The organism is Streptomyces sp. NPDC057963 (genome assembly GCF_042887155.1).
Classification (GTDB): Bacteria; Actinomycetota; Actinomycetes; order Streptomycetales; family Streptomycetaceae; genus Streptomyces.
This window is the reverse complement of the sequence record NZ_JBHVPX010000003.1, coordinates 456186-477416: the sequence shown is the minus strand read 5'-3', so window position 1 is coordinate 477416 and position 21231 is coordinate 456186. Positions and strand designations below refer to the sequence as shown.

Sequence of the window (21231 nt, the reverse complement as noted above, 5' to 3'; positions counted from 1 at the left end):
GGCGGGTGGTCGCACTGTGGGGGGGGTTCGCCACCCGGTGGTTGGCGACCCCGCCCGATCCGGCCCGGAGGGTCACCGAGGCCGGCTGTCCTGCTCGGTTTGAGGGCCTCTCGTTCGGATCACGCCCGGCTCGCGGGGTCCGGCACGCACACTCGCCGCGTTGTCGTCGGTCGCCGACACCCTGCGTCGACTCCCTCCTCCGCCTCGCGATCGCACGCACCGGACCCCGCTCCCTGATCCGGCCTGATCCAAACGAAAGACCCTAGCTCTGAAGCGCCCTTCGCCTGCGCATCAGCGTAAACAGCGCCGTGCCGAGGGTGGTGAGCGCGGCAGCGCCGACCAGCGCCATCAGAACCACCTGGCTCATGCCCGTGCCCGCCAGGTGCGAGCCGGGCTCGGGGCCCGGTGCATGCGGTGTGCCCGGTGGTTTCGGTACCGGCGTCGTGGGTGTGGGTGTCGGCGTGGCGGCGGGCAGCCGCCGGTTGACCGCTGTCACCGAGACCCCGGCGTCGAGGTTGTCCGAGGTCAGCACCAGCGGCCCGAACACCGTCTTGTCCGGTACCGCGTATCCCGCCGGCGGGCTGACTTCCTGCCAGTAGTACGTCCCCGGCGCGCCGCTTCCCCGGCAGTTGCCGTCGGCCTTGGTCGTGCAGGCTTTGCCGACCTGTGTATCCGGCGTCGCCCCGGAGGTCTGCGCGCCCTCGGAGCCGTTTGTCTCCTTCCACAGCTGGAACTTCGCCCCGGCCAGCGGTTTGCCGTCCTGGTCGTGTTTGATCAGGCGCAGCACGCCCTCCTGTTGTCGGAAGCCGAAGTCGTAGGTGTGGTCGTTCTCTCCCGGCCCGCCGGTGGTCAGCGCCCGTTCCGGGTACTTCGCGCCGGACGGGACGATGCCCTTGGAGTCGATGAAATGGTTGTCGCCGACATCCGCGTCGGTGGGTACCCACTGGTGGAGCGGGCCGCCCTTGGCGTAGTCAGCCGGGTTGTCGAGTCGGATGGTGTACTTGGTTTTCGGTTCGAGGCCGCCGGTGACGTTGGAGTCGTCGAAGTAGTACTCACCACGCTCCGACGTCTTGGTTGTGCCGACCAGCTTGCCCGACTCGTCGTAGAGGTGGACGGTCGCGCCGGCGACCGGGCGCTGGCCCGGGTTCTGGATGCCCTTGCGCTCGGGGTCGTACCAGACCCGGTTGCCGATCTGCAGCGGGGCCTGGTCGCAGAGCACCTCCAGGTCGCCCATCGAGGCACCCTTGCCGAACGGGGCGACGGCGCCAGGCGGGTTGAGGCGCAGGCCGAACTTCGGGTCTTGCGTGCCGTCGCGCTGGAGAAACGACGTGCCGTACCCGAGGGCGGTGTGGTTGGGGTCGAAAGCGGAGGTCGCGATGGTGTTCTCGGCCTTGGAGAGCGCCATGCCGGCGAACGCCGTGTTGCGGTGACCACCCCAGCTGGTGTCGAAGAAACGGGTGCCCCGGGGGGAGAGCCCGCAGCCGTTGTTGGTGTCCATCACATACATACCGTCCGCCGGGCAGGCCTTGTTCAGGTCACCGCCCGACATGACGACGGCGGCGGAGTTCGGCGTGGGACCGGCTGGCGCGCGGTCGCCGAAGCGGTCGCGGAAGGCCAGCAGCATCGAGCCGTCGGACTCGAATCCGATCTCGCCCAACTCCGGTTCGGGGTTGGCGATGGTGGAGTTGCCACACGGATGGCCGTTCTGCGAGAGCGGGTAGGTGCTCGTCCACGGGAACCAGCCCGCGCCGTCGCATGGGCCACTGCCAACCGTGGACTGACGCGGGTAGTCCAGCTGTTGGTTCAGTACCGCCTTGCGGAATGCTCCGGTGGCGAGGTCGAAAGGCATGACCACCGCGCGCAGGTCCGAGAGCTTCCCGGTGGACTCGCCGGAGCACACGCCGCCGAGGTAGCCGACGCCGTCCTGCAGGCCCAGGCCGAAGGGGCGCCAGTCCCCGGCCGCCGGACAGCCCGGATCCGGGATGGCGTAGACGGATTTCGGCGCCGAAGCGGTCGCAGCCGTGGCGTCGTAGCGGTAGAGCTTGCGATTGTCGAGGTTGACGACGAACAGGTCCTTGCCGTCATCGGTGATCTTGATGCCGCCCAGGCTCTCCTTGCCCGGTACGGCAAGGAAGGCGTCGTCGGTACCCGACCCGTGCACTGCCGTCCCGGCATCCGGGACGACGGTGAACAGCGTGGTTTTCTTCTGCGCGAGGTCGGTCACGTAGATCCCCCCGGCGCCACCCGGACCGTAGTCCGTGGAGCGCTTGGCCACCGCCGAGGAGAACACCCGCTTGTCGGCCTTGTTCCACGCGATGCCGAACAGCGTGCCGGTGTCGGCGTTCGTGGCGATGTTCGTGACGTCGACGTCGACGCCGTCCTGGCCGCGTGCGTCGTACGGGAAGGAGACCAGCGTGCGCTGGGCCCCGCCCTCGCGCGTGGTGGGCTGACAGGTCGTCATCAGCGGTGCGTTCTTCTGGCAGTAGTCGCCCGGACTCCACAGCCCGGTGGTGTACGCCACGCTCTTCCCGCCGGAGAGGTCGACGAACTCCTCATTGCTGCTCAACTGGTTGGGCGCACCGTCCAGTCCTTGGCGCGAGGCGAAGGCCGGGAAGAGTGCACCCGGCTTCGGATTCACCACCTGTACCCGGTACTTGCCGTCGGCGGCCTTGCCCGCCGTCGGAGTCAGTGTCACGGTGCCGTCGGCCGCCGTAACCCCCTCGATGCCCGCCCCGGCGTCGTCGGGCGTGAGGGTCACCTTGACGCCCGCGATGCCTGGTTCCAGCGCGGGCGTCCATACGCCGCTGGTGCCCGTGGCCCGGATGACCCGGACCGTCACCGACCCGTCGTCCGCCTGCGAGTACGCCGCAGGCGCCATGGCTAACGAGCCACTACCGATTCCCAAGGCGAGCGCGGCCACGCAGCCGACTGCGCGGCGGCCTAGCACGCCCGGCCGCCGCCGACGCGGCTCGGGCGCGGCTCCCTTTGTTCGTTCATTTGTGGATGTCATCCCCTGCTCTCAGCGTTCAGAAGGGCCTGTTGCCCTGCTCGTGAGGGAGTACATAGAGATGCGGAGAACCGCCTCGACGGCGATCTTAGAAGGGTTTTAGGCAAGATCGTGGCGGAATGGCGAACTCGTCCTCCGCCAAAATTCCACGCGGGAACACAACGGCCTCTGAGCGCATGGCGGGCGGCGAGGTGGCGGGACGGCGGGGGCAGGGAGGCGGGGTGGCGGGGTGGCGGGGTGGCGGGGTGGCGAGCGAGGCTCGCGCGCCTGTCGCACCGGTCACCACAGGCATGGACGCCCTCCGGCTCTGTGCGAACTCGTCGCCGAAACAGTCATGTTGACCGTTCGCCGGGACCGCGCATCCCTCATGGTCCGCCTCCTCGGCCGGGCCGGCTCTGCCGCGTCGTCGTCCGGACCCCCGCGACGGAGGAGCAGCTATGCCCAGATGGCCCGTGCGAGCGCCACCCCGGTGAACGCGGCTCCGAGTCCGGCCACCACGCTCGCCGTGATGTCGGCCGCCGCACAGAAGCGTGTTCCGTCCTCGGCCAGGCGCAGCGTCTCGTACGAGAAGGTGGAGTACGTCGTCAGTGCCCCGCACAGCCCGGTGCCGACAAACAGCCGTATCGCGGATGATGCCGCGCCGGCGGCGACCGCGCCAGTGAGCAGCCCGAGGATCAGGCAGCCGACGACGTTGACGGTAAAGGTGCCCCAGGGGAAGAGGCTGTCGTGCCGGGACTGGATCGTGCGGTCGGCGAGGTAGCGCAGTGGGGCTCCGATGATGGCGCCCGCGATCACGAGCAGCCAGTTCACTGCCCCTCCTTCTCGCGGCCGGCCTTGGCCGCGGCGCTTGTACCGCATGGCCCTGCGCGGGACACTTGACACATCGGGCGATGCAGGAGCCGGCACGGCCGGGGACGAGGTAGCGGCCTGGCCGGTGGCGGTGCTCCACCTGAGCGACGGCCGGCGTGACCTGGACGAAGTGGCGTGCGTCGCCGAGGCCGAGCCCTTCGTCGATCTGGTCGGCACTGCGGATCTGGGCCGCTGGCACGCGGAGCCCGCCGCATGGGCAGCGGCTCTCGCCCGGCTCGGCGTACCAGGTGACGGGCTGCGGCAGCCGCGAGGAGGCCGATCGGCTGGTGGCGGATGCCCAGCACGCCTGCCTCCAGCTGACCGGATGCCTGGATTGACCCGACGGGCCGGGGGTGAAGGGAGTTGTGCTGTGACGACGATCATCGACGGCCGCACGCGTCATGCGGTGGCACTGCCGTCGGCGCGCCATCGCATGCTGCGGATGTGCGTGCACCTGCCCCTCGTCAACGGCGAGCCAGGACCGGTGCACGCACGGGTACTCGTCATCGCGGACGTGCTGTCGCGGACGCTGGAGGCGGACGGCCGGCAGCTGATCCGGGCCTGCGAGCTTCCCGACCCGTCACCGGAGCGGGTCATGGCGTTGCAGACCTTCATGACCGCGCTCGGAGTGCACCCCCCGGCCTCGTTCACCGGCAGCGGAGAGGTGCTCGACGCCCTCGGAGGTCCGGCCGATGTGAACGTCTTCGCCGACGGACGGCACGATGCCGAACGGGGAGTGTGGGTGGAGGTGGGACGCGTGGACGGAGCCGGGGCGCACGGGCGGTGTCCGGCCGAGGGCGAGGATCTCCTGGCCATGAGGCTGGCGTTGCTCGGACATTCGTACGACCGGCCTGCCACCCTCACGTCTCGTGATGTCGTCGATGCCGAACGGACACTGGCGCGGTGGCGGGAACGCGTGGTGCACTGGGCGTGTTCGCCGTCGAAACCGGTCCCGCAGGAGTTCAGCCGCGCAACGGCTGATGCGATGGCCGCGGACCTCGACACACCGGCCGTCCTCGACCTGCTGCTCCGCGCCGAGATGGCCGACGGTATGCCCGAGGGTGCAAAGTTCGAGACCTTCGCCGCTTCGGACCGGATACTCGGCCTGGAACTCATACGCGAGATCGGGCGCGCTCCGGTGCCGGAAGCGAGGTGAGACGGTGTCCAGGTCGACGCCGGCGCGGTTGATCGTGCTGCGGCACGCCAAGTCGGCCTGGCCGCAGGGTGTACCCGATCACGAACGTCCGCTCGCGGGACGGGGCCGCCGGGACGCGCCGGCGGCCGGCCGCCGACTGCACGAAGCGCAGTGCGTGCCCGACCTGGTCATCTGCTCGACCGCCCGGCGTACCCGGCAGACATGGGATCTGGTCGCGGCGCAGCTGGGGGCGTCGCCGGAGGTGGTGTTCGAGCCGCGGGTGTACGAGGCGAGCGCGTCCGCCCTGGTCTCCGTCGTGCGTGACGTCCCGGTGTGGCGGCGTACCGTGCTGCTGATCGGCCACCAGCCGGGAGTGCAGGACATGGTCCTGTCCCTGGCGGGAGACGGGGACGACGAGGCACTTGCGCGGGCCCGCGTGAAGTTCCCGACCGCCGCGGTCGCGGTTCTGGTGCTGCACGGCTCGTGGGACCGGCTCGCTCCGGGCACAGCGACGCTCGCCGATTTCGCCGTCCCCCGCGGTGTCCACGTCACGCGTCGAGGATCTCCGTCCAGTTGAGGATCTCTGTCCGCTGCAGGCCGAACAGAGGTACGCCGACCACGATGCGGAAACGATGCGGAGACGCGCCTGCCTGGCTCCTGTCGGCACCGATCAGGCATCGCCGAGCCCGAAAGGGAGCACTCCGGGGTGCGCGTCGGCGAGTTCGAGGAGGCGGTTGTACTTGGCGACGCGCTCGCCGCGTGCCGGGGCGCCGGACTTGATCTGCCCGCAGCCGGTGCCCACCGCCAGGTCGGCAATGAAGGCGTCCGGAGTCTCGCCGGAGCGATGAGAGATCATCTGTGTGTATCCGGCCTCGCGGCAGACCCACATGGCTTCCAGCGCTTCGGTGACGGTCCCGATTTGATTGACCTTGATCAGCGCGGAGTTGCCGACCTTGCGGGCGATGGCCCGGGTGATGACGGCCGGGTTGGTGACGAAGATGTCGTCACCCATCAGCTGGACGCGGTCGCCGAGGCGTTGGGTGAGCCGGACCCAGCCGTCCCAGTCGTCCTCGGCAAGGCCGTCCTCGATGCTCCACACCGGGAAGCGGCCGATCATCTCCTCGTAGCGGTCGATGAGTTGGTCGGAGGTGAGTTCCTCGCCCGCCACTCGGTAGCGCCCGTTCTCGTGGAATTCGCTTGCGGCCGGGTCGAGAGCGATGGCGACGCCGTCGCGGCCGGGGGTGTAGCCCGCGTCTTCGATTGCCTCCACCAGGACGGTCAGTACGTCCTCGGGGCGGTCGATGTCCGGGGCGAAGCCGCCTTCGTCGCCGAGCCCGGTCGGGTGCCCGCCTGCTGCCAGGCGCGCCCCGAGCCGTCCGTACACCTCCGCACCGGCCCGTACGGCCTCGGGGAGGCTGGGGGCACCGAGCGGAGCGAGCATGAATTCCTGGAAGTCCAGGTTGTTGGCGGCATGGGCGCCGCCGTTGACGACGTTGAAGTGCGGGACCGGCAGGCGCGGAGTGGTTCCGGCGACGTTCGCGAGGGACCGCCATAGGTCCTTGCCTCCGGCGGCGGCCTCGGCGCGGGCCGCCGCGAGCGAGACACCGGTGATCGCGTTGGCGCCGAGCCTCGACCTGGTGTCCGTACCGTCCAGCGCGATCAGCGCGGCGTCGACCTCGGCCGCCGACGCGAAGTCACGGCCGACGAGGGCCTGCGCGATCTCGCCGTTGACATGGCCGACGGCCTGGCGGACTCCCTGCCCGGCGAACCGGGCAGGGTCGCCGTCGCGCAGTTCGACTGCCTCGCGTGTGCCCGTGGACGCCCCGGAGGGGACTCCCGCCCGGATACGTGTGCCGTCCAGGGTGATGAGGTTGACGGCGAGGGTCGGGCGGGCGCGGGAGTCGAGAATCTCTACGGCGCGCAGCCGGGAAATACGCAGTGACATGATGCGTCCTTCGTCGGTCGGGAGCTGGCGGTGCTGCGGGAGCGGGAAGCAGCTTCTGTCATGGCCCTCGCTGGCCACGGCTTCGGCGGCGGCCCGCGCGACGGCGGGCTCCAGGTAGTGCCCGCCGCGCACGGTGGGATGCAGCGCGGAGTCGAAGCGGCGGAGCAACGGGGCACCCGTCGGGATGTTCAGGTGTTCCACCTCCCGGTAGGTGAGCCGGTCCGGGACCGCGACCAGGGCGCGTAGCGCGTTGCTGTGGGCCACCACGAGCACCGTGCGCCCGGTGTACTGCTGCGCGAGGGATGTCCGCGGTGCGGATCGACCGCCGCAGCACCGAGGTGTGCACGAGGCCGGGCACGAGACCGTCGCGGGCGAGCAGTCCTGCCGCCCGGGTCGCCTGCTTCTCGCCGTGCGAGGCCAGGGGGACATCGGCCCAGCCGGTGGAGCGGCCTTCCGCGCCGGTGGTGCTCTGCCCGTGCCGGTGGAGCGGCCTTCCGCGCCGGTGGTGCTCTGCCCGTGCCGGTGGAGCGGCCCTCCGCGCCGGTGGTGCTCTGCCCGTGCCGGAGCAGGATCAGCTCACCCGGAATGTCCGCAGCCGTCACGAGGGTTCTCCGGTTTCTCCTTCGAGAGCGCGTTCGCGGGACGCCTCGATCTCCGCGTACGCGGAGTCCCGTCCTTCCCAGTGGGATCCCTCGACGGACTTGCCGGGTTCGAGGTCCTTGTAGACCTCGAAGAAGTGGGTGATCTCCAGCTTGTCGAAGGTGGGAATGTCACCGATGTCCTGCACGGTGGCGTAGCGAGGATCGTGGGCGGGCACGCAGAGAACCTTCTCGTCGGGCCCTTTCTCGTCCTTCATGACGAACATGCCGACAGCCCGGCACTCGATGGTGCAGCCCGGGAACGTCGGTTCTCCGACCAGGACGAGAGCGTCCAGCGGATCGCCGTCGCGGCCCAGCGTTCCCTCGATGTAGCCGTAGTCGGCCGGGTACTTGGTCGAGGTGAACAGCAACCGGTCCAGGCGGATGCGGTGCAGCGTGTGGTCCATCTCGTACTTGTTGCGGGATCCCCGAGGGATCTCCACCATCACGTCGAACTCCATAACTGCCTCCTGGAAACGTGGTGTTGGCTCTTCCTTACTCATTGCGGTCAGGGGTGTCCGCACGCGGTGGGGCCGGCAGTCCGGCGTGGACCCGTCCGTCGAGCAACGTGGGTGCGCGACGCACCACAGGTCTCTCGGCGCCCTCGATCTCATGCCGGGCGCGCCGGCTCTGCTTACGCAGCACCTCATCGATCTCCCGGCGCAGCAGAGCCGGCCGGCCGACCGGCACCTCATGCACGGGGCCCGCCCGCGCGCCCTGCTCAATCACGGCATGGTGCAGGCGGACGCCGTGCGTGTGGCTGTACTCAGCCGCACACACAGGGCCGTGGAGCCGGGCAGTGAGCAGCGCCGTCCGCCCGCGTCCGGCCGTGCGTTCCTCTTCACGGGCGCGGCAGTGCGGCGCGGACGCCAGACAGCGGTCGGCGTCGGCGCGCCGCTTGTGGGGTACGTGGACCGGCAGGCGTGGCGAGGACCGGGACGTGGTGGGCGTGGGCATGGTTCCTCCTGGTCGCAGTGTGACAACCAGGGACCGTCAGCGATCACTGACCGCGGTTGCGGTGAGCCCCATCACCGGCACGCTCGGCGCGCACTTCCAGTGTGCGCCTCCCGCGTATCCCCAGCAGCGCAGCAGGGCCGGGTTTCGGCCGATCGGGGCATTACGGCCCTTCGTCCGGAGTCTGCCGGGCCGGATCCCGCAGCCCGAGCCGGCAGCCGTGCGCATCGGCGGTCAAGAGGCGAGCTCGGACACGAGCAGCGTCGCCCGGTCGTTCTGCGGTGTGGTGCCGCCCGGAGTGCACGAGCACCGTGGTGAGCAGCCGCGCTGCCGAATCCGGGCGGCGATCCGCTTCAGTGCACTACCGTCGTATCCGCTTTACATGCCCGGTTCGCGAGCCTGGGGAGTCCGGCCGTGCGCCGAGCCGGTCACGGTGAACACGAGGTCGACGGTGCGCGGTCCGCAGCCTGGTTCCATGGATTCGAGGACGAACGCCACGCGTGCAGGATCTGCGGCGGGCCCGGTCTCCGGAAAACGGCAACAGAACAGCGGGTCTCTGCAAGCTGTGCACGATCACTTCGCGGCATGGCGCACCACCTCTGTCTTCGTGTGCACCTGCCGGGAGCGCACCTCCGAGACCTCGATCAGAGCTTCGTCGCCGGGAGGCTTCTGCGGGTCGCCAACAGCAGTGGCAGCGCGGCGAGTTGCGCCGCGACGGAGAACACCACCAACACCGTGATCGAGTAGCTGTACAGCACTCCCCGCACGACGCTGCCGGCGAACCAGCAGATGTCGAAGCCCGTGTCGAACAGGCCGTAGGCGGACGCCCGGTGCCCCGGTCCGGCCATCCCGGTGATCACGGACCTGACGATCGATTCCTGGGCGGCCGTCCCCAGCTCCCACTCCAGCACGCCCACAACCGCGAGCCCCGCGCCGCCGAGGAACACCAACGGGGCGAAACACGCGGTCAGGACCGTCGCCGCCACCACGGTCAGCAGCCCGAACCGGTCGAACGCACGGCCCAGCACCAGGGTCGCCACCGCCTCGGTGGCCATCGCGACGGAGTACAGGATCGGCACCCACGCGGTGGGGACGACATGGGCCCTGCCGAAGTGGCAGGCGATCAGCGGACAGTCCGCGTAGGCCGGCGCGACCAGCCCCATCCCCGCCATATGCTGCTGCGCCGCGCCGGCTGACATCCGCGCGGAGAACACCTTCTGTCGGGACCGGTGATGCTCCAGGAAAACGAGGCGGTCCGGCTGGACCGGGCGGAGGGTCCCCGCTTCGGCGGGGTGAAGGGCTGCGACGGGGCCCGGCTCCCTGCTCCGGCATTGCCGCCAGTGGCCCTGAAGACCTGGGGGCGGGTGCGCTGACCTGATCCGTCGGCCGCGTCAACGCGTGGGCCGGGCGCCCGGACAGGAGTTCCGTCCGGGCGCCCGGTCTGCAGTGATTCAGTGGCGCAGGTCGAGACGGTGCACGCCGCCGTCGACGGTGCCGACGTAGAGCGTGCGGCCGTCGGGGCTCGCGGCCAGTTTGGTGGTGTCGGTGTTCTGCAGGCCGGTGGAGATGTTGTGCCAGCTCAGACCGTGGTCGGTGCTGCGCAGTACGCCGCGGCCGCCTTGCAGGAGGCCGCTGGCTCCGGAGCTGGTGGTGGCCGCGTAGAGCGTGCCCTCGACCCGGAGCAGGTCGGAGACGTGGATGGCGAGAGCGCCGGTGTCCGCGGTGCGGAAGGTCCGGCCGCCGTCGGTGCTGACGCGGACGCTCTCGCCGCCGACGACGAGGCGCCGTCCGTCGAGGTCGATCGCGGTCACCGGGCCGTCGGCGACTTTGGTGACGGTCACCCCGCCGTCGTCGGACCGGTAGAGCCCCGCTGTGTTGCCGAGCCACAGGCGCAACGGATTGGCGGGGTCGCCCGTGATGGTGTCGAAGGAGCGCTCGTGGTAGAGGTTCTTCCACGTGGCGCCGCCGTCGCTGGTGGCGAACAGCCCCTGCCCCAGAAGGCTTTGGAAGCTGACCATGACCCGGTTCGGGTCGGCGGGGTGGACCAGCAGCGCCGTCGGCACCTCCGCCGAATCGCCCTTCTTCTGCCAGGTGGCACCGCCGTCACCGCTGCGTTCGACGGTGAATGAGCCGAACGCGGTGCGCCGCACCTTCCAGACCACCTTCGGATTCTTGGCCGACACGCCGAGTTGCGGGACGGTGACGCCCCTCCTGCCCTCGCCGCCCGACTGACCCCACTCCGGGCTCGCGACGGGAAGGGCGGTGCGGTAGACCGCGCTGTCGGTGGCGGCGAGCAGATGGCCGTCACTGACAGCGAGATCGTTGACGGTCAGTCCCTGGACGCCGATCCGCCGGTATCCGGTGCCGTCCGCGGCACCCCGGTAGAGACCGTCCTGCTCGCTGGAGACGGTGACGGAACCGTCGGCCCAACGGTCGTAGTCCATCGGTATCGCCGCGTGTGACGGCGCGGCGACCGTGCTCCACGTCCGCCCGTGGTCGCGGCTGAGACGGCCGCTGCCGGTCAGCGTGGCCAGGTACAGGTCGTCACCCGAGATGGTCAGACGGACGCCGCCGTCCGTCATGGACAGCAGGGTGGTCCAGGTCTTCCCGCCGTCACGGGAACCGACAACCCCCCGGCCCGGGACATACACCGCCACGACCGAGGAGTCGGCGGCCAGCCCGCCGACGGCCCCGTCGGACGGGTCGAAGAGCAGGCGTGCCTCGCCGGGATTGCCCGAGCCGATGCCGGAGCGGGCCCAGACGCCGTGATACGTCGTCATATAGAGGGTGTCGCCGGTGACGGCGGCGGCGGTGATGCCGCCGGTGACGCCGGTCGGATACGTGGTCCAGTGGTCGCCCGCGTCTGTGCTGACCAGCAGTGCGTCCGAGGTGACCGCGACCAGGGTGCGGGTCCGCTCATCGGCGGCGAGCGCCGAGATGCGGGTGTCCGGGACGTCGAGTGTGCGCCAGGTCCGCCCGTTGTCGTCGGTACGCAGGATGGCGCCCCGGCGACTGCCGTCGTGAACGCTGTTCACGGCGTACCACCAGCGGTCGGGATTCTTCGCGTCCACTACGAGCGGGCCCGTGCCGTCCGCGACGGGCAGTCGTCCCAACTGGCGCCAGGAGGCCCCGTTGTCGGTGGTCAGCCAGGGAGCCGCCTTCTGGTACTGGGTGAGGACGGCCTGCTTCGGCCGGCTGGGCGAGAGGGCGATGAAACCGGCCTGGCCGTTGGGACCCACCGGCTTCCAGCGGTTCCCGCGGCTGTCGACCGGGGTGACCTCGAAGGCGCCGGTGCCGGTGAGCCGCTGCCCGGTGCCTGCGGTGCCGCGTACCGAGACCCGGTAGGCGCCGGCCACGCTGCCGGTCACCTCGGCCCGGTAGTAGCCGCTGGCGGGATCGAGGGTGGAAGTGACATCGACGGCCCTGCCGCGCGGCGGGGTGACCGTGACGACCGGCGGTGCGGCCAGCCGGGTCGGCGGGGCGATGTGCACGGTCGAGTGGCCGTCGCTCGGGTCGGGCGCGGCCTGGACGGCCAGATGCCGGACGGCGAGCAGGTAGGGCACCCGGATCGCCGGTCCCCGGTCGGGAGTCGCCGTGAGACGGCCGCTGATCTCGGTGTCGGCCGCCGGCCGGGCGACGCGCAGCGAGACCGTCACGGTCGCGGTCCCCCCGGCCGGTACGGTGACGCGCTTCACCGAGAGCGTGGCCGGACCATCGGTCCGCAGCGAGGTCGTGACCGGCCGCTTGCCGGGGTTCCGCAGTGTCACCTTCGCGATGCCGCCGACGTGACGCCGGGACAGATCGGCGAGTCCGAACGACACCGACGCCGGCGAGGCGCTGACCGTGGCCGAGGCGGCCGCGGCCACATCGAGCCGGCCCGCGCCCTGCGTCGTGGGCCCGCTGTCGCTCAGCGGCTTCGCGGTGCCGACCAACGCGGCCTTGATCTCGGCCGGCACCCGGCCGGGATGCAGCTGGCGCAGCAGGGCCGCGGCGCCGGCGGCGTGCGGGGCCGCCATCGATGTGCCCGACATGCGGTACTCGCCGGGCCCGTACAGCGCCTTGGGCACGGTGGAACGGATCTCCACGCCCGGTGCGACCAGGTCGGGCTTCAAACCGAAGTCCTGTCCGGGACCGCGTGAGGAGAACGAGGCGATCCGGTCGGTGGTGTCGGTGCCGCGCAGCGTCACCGAGACCTTCCCGGCGGCGAGCCGGGTGCTCAACTCCGTGTACTGGGTCGAGTCGATGCCCATGACCACCAGGTGGTCCATGCGCAGCGAGTCTCCGGAGGCGTCGATCCGCGCGGACGAGGACGGCACCTGGACCACTCCCGGCTCAGGGTTCACCTCCGGCGGCCGGACCTCTCCCGGGGCTCCGGCGACGAGCACCGGGCCGTCGTTGGAGGGCAGTCCGGCCAGCACGGCGATCGCGCCGCGCTTCTCCGCCTCCTGCGCCCACTCCACGGCGCCCGCCGTCAGGTACCGGGCGTCGGAGGCGACGAGCATCTGGGCCCGTACGATCTTTCCGCGTACGTCGCCGACCCGCTTCCAGTCCTCGGCAGTGCCCTCGCCGACATCGACGAGCGGGGCCGTGACGGGGTGCTCCGGCGGGTTCGCGGACAGGATGCCGCGATAGGTCTGGACCAACTCGGGTTTCTTGCCCGCCAGATAGGCGCTGGGCAGCCGCAGATTGCTCGTCGACGCGCCGACCGCGAGCACGCCGTCGGCCGTTGCGGGGCTGTTGACCGTACCCCTGCCCGGTCCGTCGTTGCCGGCCGCGGCCACCACGACCACACCGGCTCGTACGGCCGCGGTCGCGGCGCGGCCCAGCGGGTCGGTGCCGTCGCCGGGGCCGCCGAGGCTCATGTTGATGACATCGGCGCGGTGCGGGTTGGCAGGATCGGAGGCCGCCTCGATTCCGGCGATGATGTCCGACGTGTAGCCGGAGCCGTCGGCGTCCATCACCTTGTAGGCCAGCAGATTCGCGTCGGGCGCCACGCCGGTGACGCCGCCCTTCTCAGCCGCCTTGCCCGCGATGATGCCGGCGACGTGGGTGCCGTGGCCGTTGTCGTCCATCGGGTCCTCGTCACCGTTGACGAAGTCGTGCCCGCCGACGACCTTGTGCCCCTTGCCGAGTCCGCCGCCCAGGTCGGGGTGGGTGTAGTCCACGCCGCTGTCCAGGACCGCGACGGTGGTCCCCTTTCCGGTGACGCGGTTTCCGGCCGGGTCCTTGCGCTGCCAGACGCCGGGTGCGCCGATCAGCGGCACGCTCACGTCCGTCTTCGTCAGTACCCGGGTGTCGGGGCGGACGGCGGTGACGCCCGGCAGCGAGGACAGCCGCCCCACCTCGGACGCGGGCACCGTCATGGCCACCGCGTCGATGAGCAGGCCCAGTTTGCGGGTCGCGGAAGGGTGCAGCCCGGCACTCTTCGCCGAGCCGAGGAAGGTCTCCTGCCGCGCGTCGAGCGCGCGCCTGGCGGCACCGACGCCGCGGGCGGCCTCGGCGGACAGCAGCGATCCACCGGGCGCGGCGGTGACCGCTGGGTTCCCGGACAGTTCGACGAGCACTCGTTGCGACGGGTCGGGCGTGGACGCGTGGGCGACACCCGGTGTCGCCGCCAACGTGCCGGCGAGAACAACGGCGGCGAGGGCGGCATGACGCGATCTTCGTGACTTCATTGCCATGCGTAAAGGTCCTAGTGGTGAGGACACTTGCCGCACAACTGATCTCCGTGGCCCATTGCTGCCGCTGGCACAATTGGGCCACCATCCGTCCATGACTCCCGAGACACCGCAACTCACGGCGGCAGGCATCGATCCGTTCGACGAGAGCGTCTACCGCGCCGTTCTGTCCCGGCGTACGGCGGCTCCTGCCGAACTCACCGCGGATCTCGGCTGTTCGGCCGAGCGCGTCGCCAGGGCGCTGGACCGGCTCCGCGACCACGGACTGGTCGGCCGCCTCGCCGGCTCCCGCCGCCGGTACGCCGCGATCGAGCCGGGCGCCGCCGTCGAGGCGCTGGTGCGGGCCAGAAGCAATGAGCTGGAGCGGGTCCGGTCGGCGGCCGACGAACTGTCCCGGCTGTTCGCCGCCGTGCGCACCGGCGCGACCTATGAGGACGAGGTGGAGATCACCACCGGCAGCGAGGCGCTCGGCCGCTGGTTCGTCCGCCTTCAACAGGAGGCCCACGAGGACGTGATGACGCTGGACCGGCCACCGTACGCCCTGACCACCTCCAACCCGGTGGAGGCGACGGCACTCGGCCGCGGCGTACGGTACCGCGCGGTCTACGCCCCCGAGGCCCTGGAATGGCCGGGCGTCCTCGACGACATCCGCGAGCTGGTCCGGCACGGCGAGCAGGCCCGCGTCCTGCCCGGCCTGGGCATCAAACTCGCCATAGCCGACCGCAAGCTCGCCCTGATGCCGCTCTCCCTCGACCTCAACGGCGTCCGCGCCGCGGTGATCCGCCCGTCCACCCTGCTCGATGCCCTCACCGGCTACTGGGAAATGTGCTGGAAGCAGGCGCTGCCCCTCAACGCCCCCGCCGAGGACCCCCTCGGCGAGGAGGACCGACTCGTCCTCACCCTCCTGGTCAGCGGCCTCAAGGACGAGGCGATAGCCCGCCAGCTCGGCTGGTCCGTCCGCACCATGCGCCGCCGTATCAGCCGCCTGCACGACCTCCTCGGCGCCGCCAACCGCTTCCAGGCCGGAGTGATCGCGGCCCGCCGCGGCTGGTTGTGAGACACCACGTCGGCGCAGGTGGCGCGGCAAGGAGCGGATGTGGCCTCGGCGCGCGTTCCACGCCTGCACCATGCGGCTCGTGGCGGGTGAAGCCCCGTACCCGTGGCTGGACGATGCGCGCCCGCCGTCACGCGCGGGACTGCGAACGGCTCGTCCAGCACTCCGAAACGCCCCTCACCTGGGCCGCCATCACCCTCACGACCCGCCGCCTCACCCGGCATCGAAGCCGCCCGCAAGACCAGCCGCGACCACACCTCCACCCGCCGAGTCGGCCTGATCGCCACATCCCCTCCACCCCGACCGGTTCCCACTCGCAGAAAACGCGCCGCAGGTCCACGCTTTCCCGGCGCGGCGGAACCGGTCCGGCTCTGTCACTGCCAGCCGGCTGCCTTGATCACGGCGGCGGCGGCCTCGCGAACCGATCGCGTGGTGGCATCGACGACGAAGTCATCAGCTCCAGCCCGGTCGAGGATCCCGGCCAGTTCGCCGGACCTGTCCAGGTGCCATCGCAGCGCTTCGGGCTCGTTCTCGTGCCGGCGGAAGAGGCGCTGGTGGATCACCGGCAGCTCGACCTGGAGCCGGCACACCGAAAGTTCGATGCCGACTGCGTCGCCGTACTGCTTCCGGTCGTCCAAGTCCTCCACCACACCGGCGAGGATCAGCCGGACCGCACCAGCGGCGCGGTAGTTGTCGGCGACGCTGCGCAGGTTCCGCAGCATCATGCCGAAGTTGAAGCGATCTCCCGGAGGCGCCGGCCAGGACTGCCTCAGCCAGTCGAGGTCGATGACGGCATGGGGCACCGCGGCGTCAGTGAGGAGATCGCCCACGGCCTCGGCCACCGACGTCTTGCCAACGCCGACGGTGCCGTTGATGAGGAGGGCACGGGGTTCGCTCCGTGCCGAATCAATAGGCACCGCCGGCCCCTGCAGCCTCTGGACCGGAGCGATGTGCTCAGCGGTCTTGGTGGCGAAGGGGCCGCCGTCGCCGAACGCGAGCCGCCCGAAGTTCTCGCCGATACGGCGGTGAGCTGCGGGATCGGGGTGGATCTCGTCGGGCAGCGGGAATTCGGCGTAGTCCTTCTCGCCGTACAGGTCACGGCCGTCGAAGTAGTGCAGATTCGGGTCGTCGGCCGCCCGCTGTTCGACGATCCGGGCGAGTTCGTCACGGATGATGGTGAGCGTCAGGCGCCCGGCGGCGCGTTCAGCCGGATCACCTGTGGCCTTGAACCGCAAGGTCCCGCCGTCGAAGTCGGGCGTGAGGGGGCCGGGGGTGTCCTCCTGGACCGGGCACAGGATGGGTGACACGACCAGCAGCGGCGTGGTCGGGTGCCCCTCGCGGATGGTGTCGAGGAATCCGTGCACCGCGGGGCTGAAGGCACGCAGGCGCATCACGTCGCCGTTGACGACATTGATGCCGATCTTCAAGCTGATCAGGTCCGCGGGGGTGTCCCGCATCGCGCGGGCGGTGAACGGGTCGAGCAGCGCGCCGCCGCCGAACCCCATGTTGACCAGCTCCACTTCGCCCTGGGCGGCTGCCAGGGCGGGCCAGATGGCGGTCGGGTGGGTGGCGTTCGAGCCGTGGCTGATGGAGCTGCCGTGGTGCAGCCACACCCTGCGTCCGCGATCCGGTGCCGGCTCGATGGGGGCGTCGGTGCGCAGGGCGATCAGCTCGGTGATCTCCGTATGCGGAAGCCAGATCTCGACGTCCTTGTCGTGCCCGGGCAGATCGGTGAACCGGGCGGTGCCGACAGGCCCCGCGGACAGCTCGGAGGACTGGGTGACCATGTCGGTGATCGTGCGCACATTACCGCCGGTCACCGTGGCCTGGGCAGCGAGACGGCCATCGACCAGCAGGTCGTACACGCCGTCGGCCGGGGCCGGCAGACCTCGGTAGACCCGCTTGGTGGGCAGCGTGTCCAGGTCGATGTTCGTGGCCCGGGTGCGGAAGGCCAACCGCACGCCGGAGGGCTGGGCCTCGGCCACGGCCAGTTGGCTGTCGGGTATCTGCCGGCGGGAGCGGGCGGGCAGTCGATGCGGCAGCAGACCGTGTGCGGTCGCTTCCACGTCGAGGTGACCGCGCAGGATATCTGCGGTGACAGGTGTGGTGATCCAGCCGTGCTCGGTGTTCATTGCCTCAGCCTTGCTCGAGATTTTTGGTAGCGGATGCACCGGTGCCCGGCGGACCGCCTCCGGCGGACCGCCTCTCATCCGGTCAGCGTGCGGCGCGGTTCCGCAGCAGAGTGTCGAGGGAGTCCACGATCCAGGCCCAGGATTCCCGCGCGTCGGGGACGCTGTGATCGAAGCCTCCGGCCAGCTCCAGGCTGACGTAGCCGTGGAACACGCTGCCCAGCATCCGGACCGCGTGTGTCTGGTCCGGCTCCGCCAGGTCGTAGCCGCGCAGGATCGCCCGCGTCATCTGTGCGTGCCGCACCCCGGCACTGGCGGCCGCCGTCTCGGGATCGAGCCTGAGACGGGCGGCGGCGTAGCGACCGGGGTGCTCCCGGGCGTAGTCGCGATAGGCATCCGCGAAGGCGGCCAGCGCGTCCTTGCCGGCACGCCCGGCCAGGGCATCGGCGACCCGGTCGGCGAGTTCCTCCAGTGCGAACAGCGCGATCCTGGTCTTGAGCTCCTGGGAGTTCTTCAGGTGCGAGTACAGGCTCGCCGCCTTGACGTCGAACCGCCGGGCGAGCGCCGAGACGGTCACCTGGTCGAAACCGGCCTCGTCGGCCAGTTCCGCCCCTGCCAGGGTCAGACGCTCCAATGTCAGTCCTGCTCTGACCATAACCTTCCTCCGATCTGGCGATAGCTATTATGCATTTACCTACAACCTATAGGCAAACTGGCCTGCCGCCCATGAAACCCCTGACCGGGCGGGAGATCCGCACCGCCTTCGTGAACCGCACCAAGGGCGAGGTCGAGCGCCTGTTCATCCCCCGCGACCTGGACGAGCGGCTCTGGGGCGACCTGGACTTCCTCGGCTGGAGGGACCCCCAGGCCCCCAACCGGGCCTGCCGCGCCCCCTCACAGCCCTTGACCGGGCGGTCGGTATCGCGACCCAGTACGTGTCGCCCACGACTGCGATGCTCTGGTTCTCGGCCTGCCGGTGCGAATCTTGCAGACCCTGCCGTTGGCGACCTGGCGACCTGGCGACCTGGCGATCCTCGACCCGAGGCCGTCCGGTCGTGGCCCGAGGTATGAGGAGAGCCAGTAACTCCCGTTTCTGGTCGGTGAGTTCATGTCGGCGTAGTACCGCACCGTGATCCACAGCCCGAATGATTTCTGAAGACGGACCCCAGTAGGGCCTGTCCGGCGGATCCTGCCGGACAGGCCCCTGGTCCCGGGGAGGGCTACGGCGCCGCACGACCGGATCCTGGAGCAGCTCAGCTGCCAGGCCAGGGTCGTTGTCGTGCAGCCGGTCCAGCAGCTCAGGTCGTACGGAGCGCACATTCATCCGCTCCAGGACCGTGAGCTTTGCGGTTTCCCCGCAAGCGGTACAGAGCGCGAGGAGCCAGGCGTCGATGAGCTTGTGGTGTGCGTTGACGCGAAATTTACCGTTTGCCCGGAAGCGCTCGGACGCGCACGCGTGGCAACGGCGGAGAACGAGCGGCAAGCAGGTGGGCGCGACCACCCAGTTATTGCGCACAGAAGTACACCGGTTTCAGTGAGAAGTCCGCAGCAGAAAGGAGCGCGGCGCACATGCGTGTGCGACGCGCGACGAATCAGCGCTCGGGAGGTCTCACAGGGTGTACAACGGCATGTCCATGACTAGACGGCTTGGCTCGGCAGCACGGTAATGGCGCACAGCGGCGCTGCTCCACCGGTTTTCGAGCGCCTCACGGCCAAGGGCTGTCCAGAGGCACTGCGAAAGCGCGATCGGGGCCGTGGTGCGCCCGGGTCCGAAGACAGTGGTAGAGGCAGCCGGGCAACTTGCTGAACAAGTTTCTGAGCGCGGCTGTGTGGCGTTCTCCGCCTGCTCGTTGTGGGCCGTAGTGGGCACGTGGGGCCTCGGTGCGAAGGGCGGGGGAGGCCCTCCGCGCGGAAGACGTCCCGGAGCCGCGCGACCTCGCTGTCGATTCCGCAGCGCGGGCGCGCAACTCCCAGGCCGACACGGGTCCTGCCGCGCGTCGCCCTCGCCAGTGGTCGGGTGAGTTGTCTGCGGCCGGAGAGGAACATGATGAGTATGGAGACGTCCATCCCGTTGCGCGAAGCGGCATTTCGTGACCTGCTCCGGACGCCGCTACGGTCGGATTCATGGAGTGGAATTTTCAGACGGCCGAAGAACTTGCGGCTGCCCTGCGTGCCGGTGAAGTGACCTCGGCGGAACTGACCGACGAGGCGATCGCCCGTATCGAGCGGGACAAGACGATCAACGCGATCTGTGTGCCGGACTTCGACCGTGCACGGGCCGCCGCGCGCGGTGCCGACCAGGCGCGCGCCCGTGGTGAGGACCGGCCGCTGCTCGGCATTCCGGTGACGGTCAAAGAGTCTTACAACATCGCTGGGCTGCCCACGACCTGGGGCATACCGCTGCACCGGAACTACATGCCGGCCGAGGACGCCGTGCAGGTGTCTCGGCTCAAGGCCGCAGGCGCGGTGGTGCTCGGCAAGACCAATGTGCCCTTGGGGCTGCAAGATCTGCAGAGCTTCAACGAGATCTACGGCACCACCAACAACCCGTGGGATCACGGCCGCACGTCAGGTGGATCCTCCGGCGGATCAGCGGCGGCCCTGGCGTCCGGATTCGGCGCGCTGTCCATTGGTTCCGACCTCGCCGGTTCGTTGCGCACCCCCGCGCATTTCTGCGGCATCTATGCGCACAAGCCGACACTCGGGCTGGCGGCAACCCGCGGCATGGTCGCGCCGCCGGCACCGCCATTGCCGGTCGACCTCGACCTCGCCGTCGTCGGTCCGATGGCGCGCACTGCCCGCGACCTCACGCTCCTGCTCGACGTCATGGCCGGACCGGACCCGCTGACGCTCGGCAAGGCGCACGACTTGACGCTGCCGCCCGCGCGCCACGAGCGGCTCGGCGACTTCCGGGTCTTGGTCGTCGACGAGCATCCGCTCATTCCGACCGGGTCCGCTGTGCGGGCGGGCGTGAACCGGGTGGCCGACGCCCTTGCCGACGGCGGCGCCCGCGTCGAACGGCACACTCCGCTGCTGCCCGATCTGACCGAAGCCGCGACGCTTTACACGCAGTTGCTGTTTTCGAGCTCCGTTGCGCGTTTTCCCGTCGACGCCTACGAGCAGCTGCGGACCCGCGCCGCCGGACTGAGCGCAGACGACCAGAGTCTCGACGCGGCGCGGCTGCGGGGCATGGTGTTCAGTCACCGCGACTGGATCGAGGCGAACAGCCGTCGCGAGCTCCACCGTCACGGCTGGCGGCAGCTCTTCGCCGAGTTCGATGCCGTGGTGTGTCCGATCACGCCGACTCCCGCGTTCCCGCACGATCACAACCCCAATCCGATGCAACGCCGGCTCGACATCGACGGCATCGAGTACCCGTACTTCGACCAGCTCGTCTGGGCTGGTCTGGCCACCATGCCCGGCCTGCCCGCCACCGCCGTACCAGCGGGCCGGTCCCCCGAGGGTCTGCCGGTGGGAGTGCAGCTCATCGGTCCGATGTTTGAGGATCGCACCCCGCTGCGGCTGGCCGAACTGCTTGAGCAGAAGATCGGTGGCTTCCAGGCACCGAAGTAGGGCGTACTGCCGGAGGTGCGCCAAGGACGAGGTGCGGATCACGACGAGATCCCCGAAATCTCGTCGGTGCCGGTACCGTCGGTGACTTGGTGTTCGTGGCGGAAGCCAGTGGGGTTTCTCAACGGCGGTATCCCTGCGCGGGATCCGAGCGCCCTCCCGGATACGTGGACAGGAGTATTGAGGTTGGACTCGTGGGGGGGGGGCACACGCCCAGGGTGGGCCCCCCGGGGGGGGCAACACAAAACACCCCCCGGGGTGGGGCGCCCCCG

Annotated in this window: 12 protein-coding genes and 4 pseudogenes; 5 read left to right on the top strand and 11 right to left on the bottom strand. The window is 70.2% G+C overall.

Annotated elements, in window-relative coordinates:
• Positions 1 to 262 precede the first annotated feature (262 nt).
• Positions 263 to 2878 carry an SdrD B-like domain-containing protein gene (locus ACFVT1_RS09105; RefSeq protein WP_389793723.1) on the bottom strand — a complete coding sequence of 872 codons (2616 nt, stop codon included), beginning with the start codon at positions 2876 to 2878 and terminating at the stop codon, positions 263 to 265.
• Positions 2879 to 3442: 564 nt separating this feature from the next.
• Complete coding sequence (gene crcB, locus ACFVT1_RS09100) at positions 3443 to 3817, bottom strand: fluoride efflux transporter CrcB (RefSeq protein WP_389793722.1); 375 nt, start codon at positions 3815 to 3817, stop codon at positions 3443 to 3445.
• Positions 3818 to 4226: 409 nt separating this feature from the next.
• Between crcB and ACFVT1_RS09095 the strand changes: the two genes are divergently transcribed.
• Positions 4227 to 5012, top strand: coding sequence for a hypothetical protein (locus ACFVT1_RS09095; RefSeq protein WP_389793721.1), 786 nt, complete (start codon positions 4227 to 4229; stop codon positions 5010 to 5012).
• A gap of 4 nt (positions 5013 to 5016) precedes the next feature.
• On the top strand, positions 5017 to 5568 hold the full coding sequence (locus tag ACFVT1_RS09090; protein ID WP_389793720.1) for a SixA phosphatase family protein: 552 nt from the start codon (positions 5017 to 5019) through the stop codon (positions 5566 to 5568).
• Positions 5569 to 5661: 93 nt separating this feature from the next.
• Here ACFVT1_RS09090 and eno read toward each other — a convergent pair whose 3' ends face one another.
• From eno to ACFVT1_RS09060, 6 genes and pseudogenes are all read right to left on the bottom strand, one after another.
• A complete protein-coding gene (eno, locus tag ACFVT1_RS09085) occupies positions 5662 to 6936 on the bottom strand; it encodes a phosphopyruvate hydratase (protein ID WP_389794074.1) in 1275 nt (424 codons plus the stop codon).
• A 58-nt stretch (positions 6937 to 6994) separates the two neighbouring features.
• Positions 6995 to 7363, bottom strand: a pseudogene (locus ACFVT1_RS09080) (hypothetical protein); the annotation flags it as partial.
• 171 nt (positions 7364 to 7534) lie between these two features.
• Positions 7535 to 8035 (bottom strand): inorganic diphosphatase, encoded by a 501-nt coding sequence (locus ACFVT1_RS09075; RefSeq protein ID WP_389793719.1) that lies wholly within the window; start codon positions 8033 to 8035, stop codon positions 7535 to 7537.
• Positions 8036 to 8069: 34 nt separating this feature from the next.
• The gene (locus ACFVT1_RS09070; protein ID WP_389793718.1) at positions 8070 to 8531 is read right to left on the bottom strand and encodes a hypothetical protein; all 462 of its coding nucleotides are present in this window, start codon (positions 8529 to 8531) and stop codon (positions 8070 to 8072) included.
• Positions 8532 to 9172: 641 nt separating this feature from the next.
• A complete protein-coding gene (locus ACFVT1_RS09065; RefSeq protein ID WP_389793717.1) occupies positions 9173 to 9727 on the bottom strand; it encodes a hypothetical protein in 555 nt (184 codons plus the stop codon).
• A 252-nt stretch (positions 9728 to 9979) separates the two neighbouring features.
• A complete protein-coding gene (locus ACFVT1_RS09060) occupies positions 9980 to 14209 on the bottom strand; it encodes a S8 family serine peptidase (protein ID WP_389793716.1) in 4230 nt (1409 codons plus the stop codon).
• 91 nt (positions 14210 to 14300) lie between these two features.
• Between ACFVT1_RS09060 and ACFVT1_RS09055 the strand changes: the two genes are divergently transcribed.
• Positions 14301 to 15263, top strand: coding sequence for a helix-turn-helix domain-containing protein (locus ACFVT1_RS09055; protein ID WP_389793715.1), 963 nt, complete (start codon positions 14301 to 14303; stop codon positions 15261 to 15263).
• A 956-nt stretch (positions 15264 to 16219) separates the two neighbouring features.
• Here ACFVT1_RS09055 and ACFVT1_RS09050 read toward each other — a convergent pair.
• Both ACFVT1_RS09050 and ACFVT1_RS09045 read right to left on the bottom strand, forming a co-directional pair.
• Positions 16220 to 17392, bottom strand: a pseudogene (locus ACFVT1_RS09050) (GDSL-type esterase/lipase family protein); the annotation flags it as partial.
• 82 nt (positions 17393 to 17474) lie between these two features.
• The gene (locus ACFVT1_RS09045; RefSeq protein WP_389793714.1) at positions 17475 to 18044 is read right to left on the bottom strand and encodes a TetR/AcrR family transcriptional regulator; all 570 of its coding nucleotides are present in this window, start codon (positions 18042 to 18044) and stop codon (positions 17475 to 17477) included.
• 71 nt (positions 18045 to 18115) lie between these two features.
• Here ACFVT1_RS09045 and ACFVT1_RS09040 point away from each other — a divergent pair.
• Positions 18116 to 18271, top strand: a pseudogene (locus ACFVT1_RS09040) (FBP domain-containing protein); the annotation flags it as partial.
• A gap of 337 nt (positions 18272 to 18608) precedes the next feature.
• On the opposite strand, the pseudogene ACFVT1_RS09035 reads toward ACFVT1_RS09040, so the two are convergent.
• A pseudogene (locus ACFVT1_RS09035) lies at positions 18609 to 18905 on the bottom strand (DUF1062 domain-containing protein); the annotation flags it as partial.
• 608 nt (positions 18906 to 19513) lie between these two features.
• Between ACFVT1_RS09035 and ACFVT1_RS09030 the strand changes: the two are divergent.
• Positions 19514 to 20962 (top strand): amidase, encoded by a 1449-nt coding sequence (locus ACFVT1_RS09030; RefSeq protein WP_389793713.1) that lies wholly within the window; start codon positions 19514 to 19516, stop codon positions 20960 to 20962.
• Positions 20963 to 21231 lie beyond the last annotated feature (269 nt).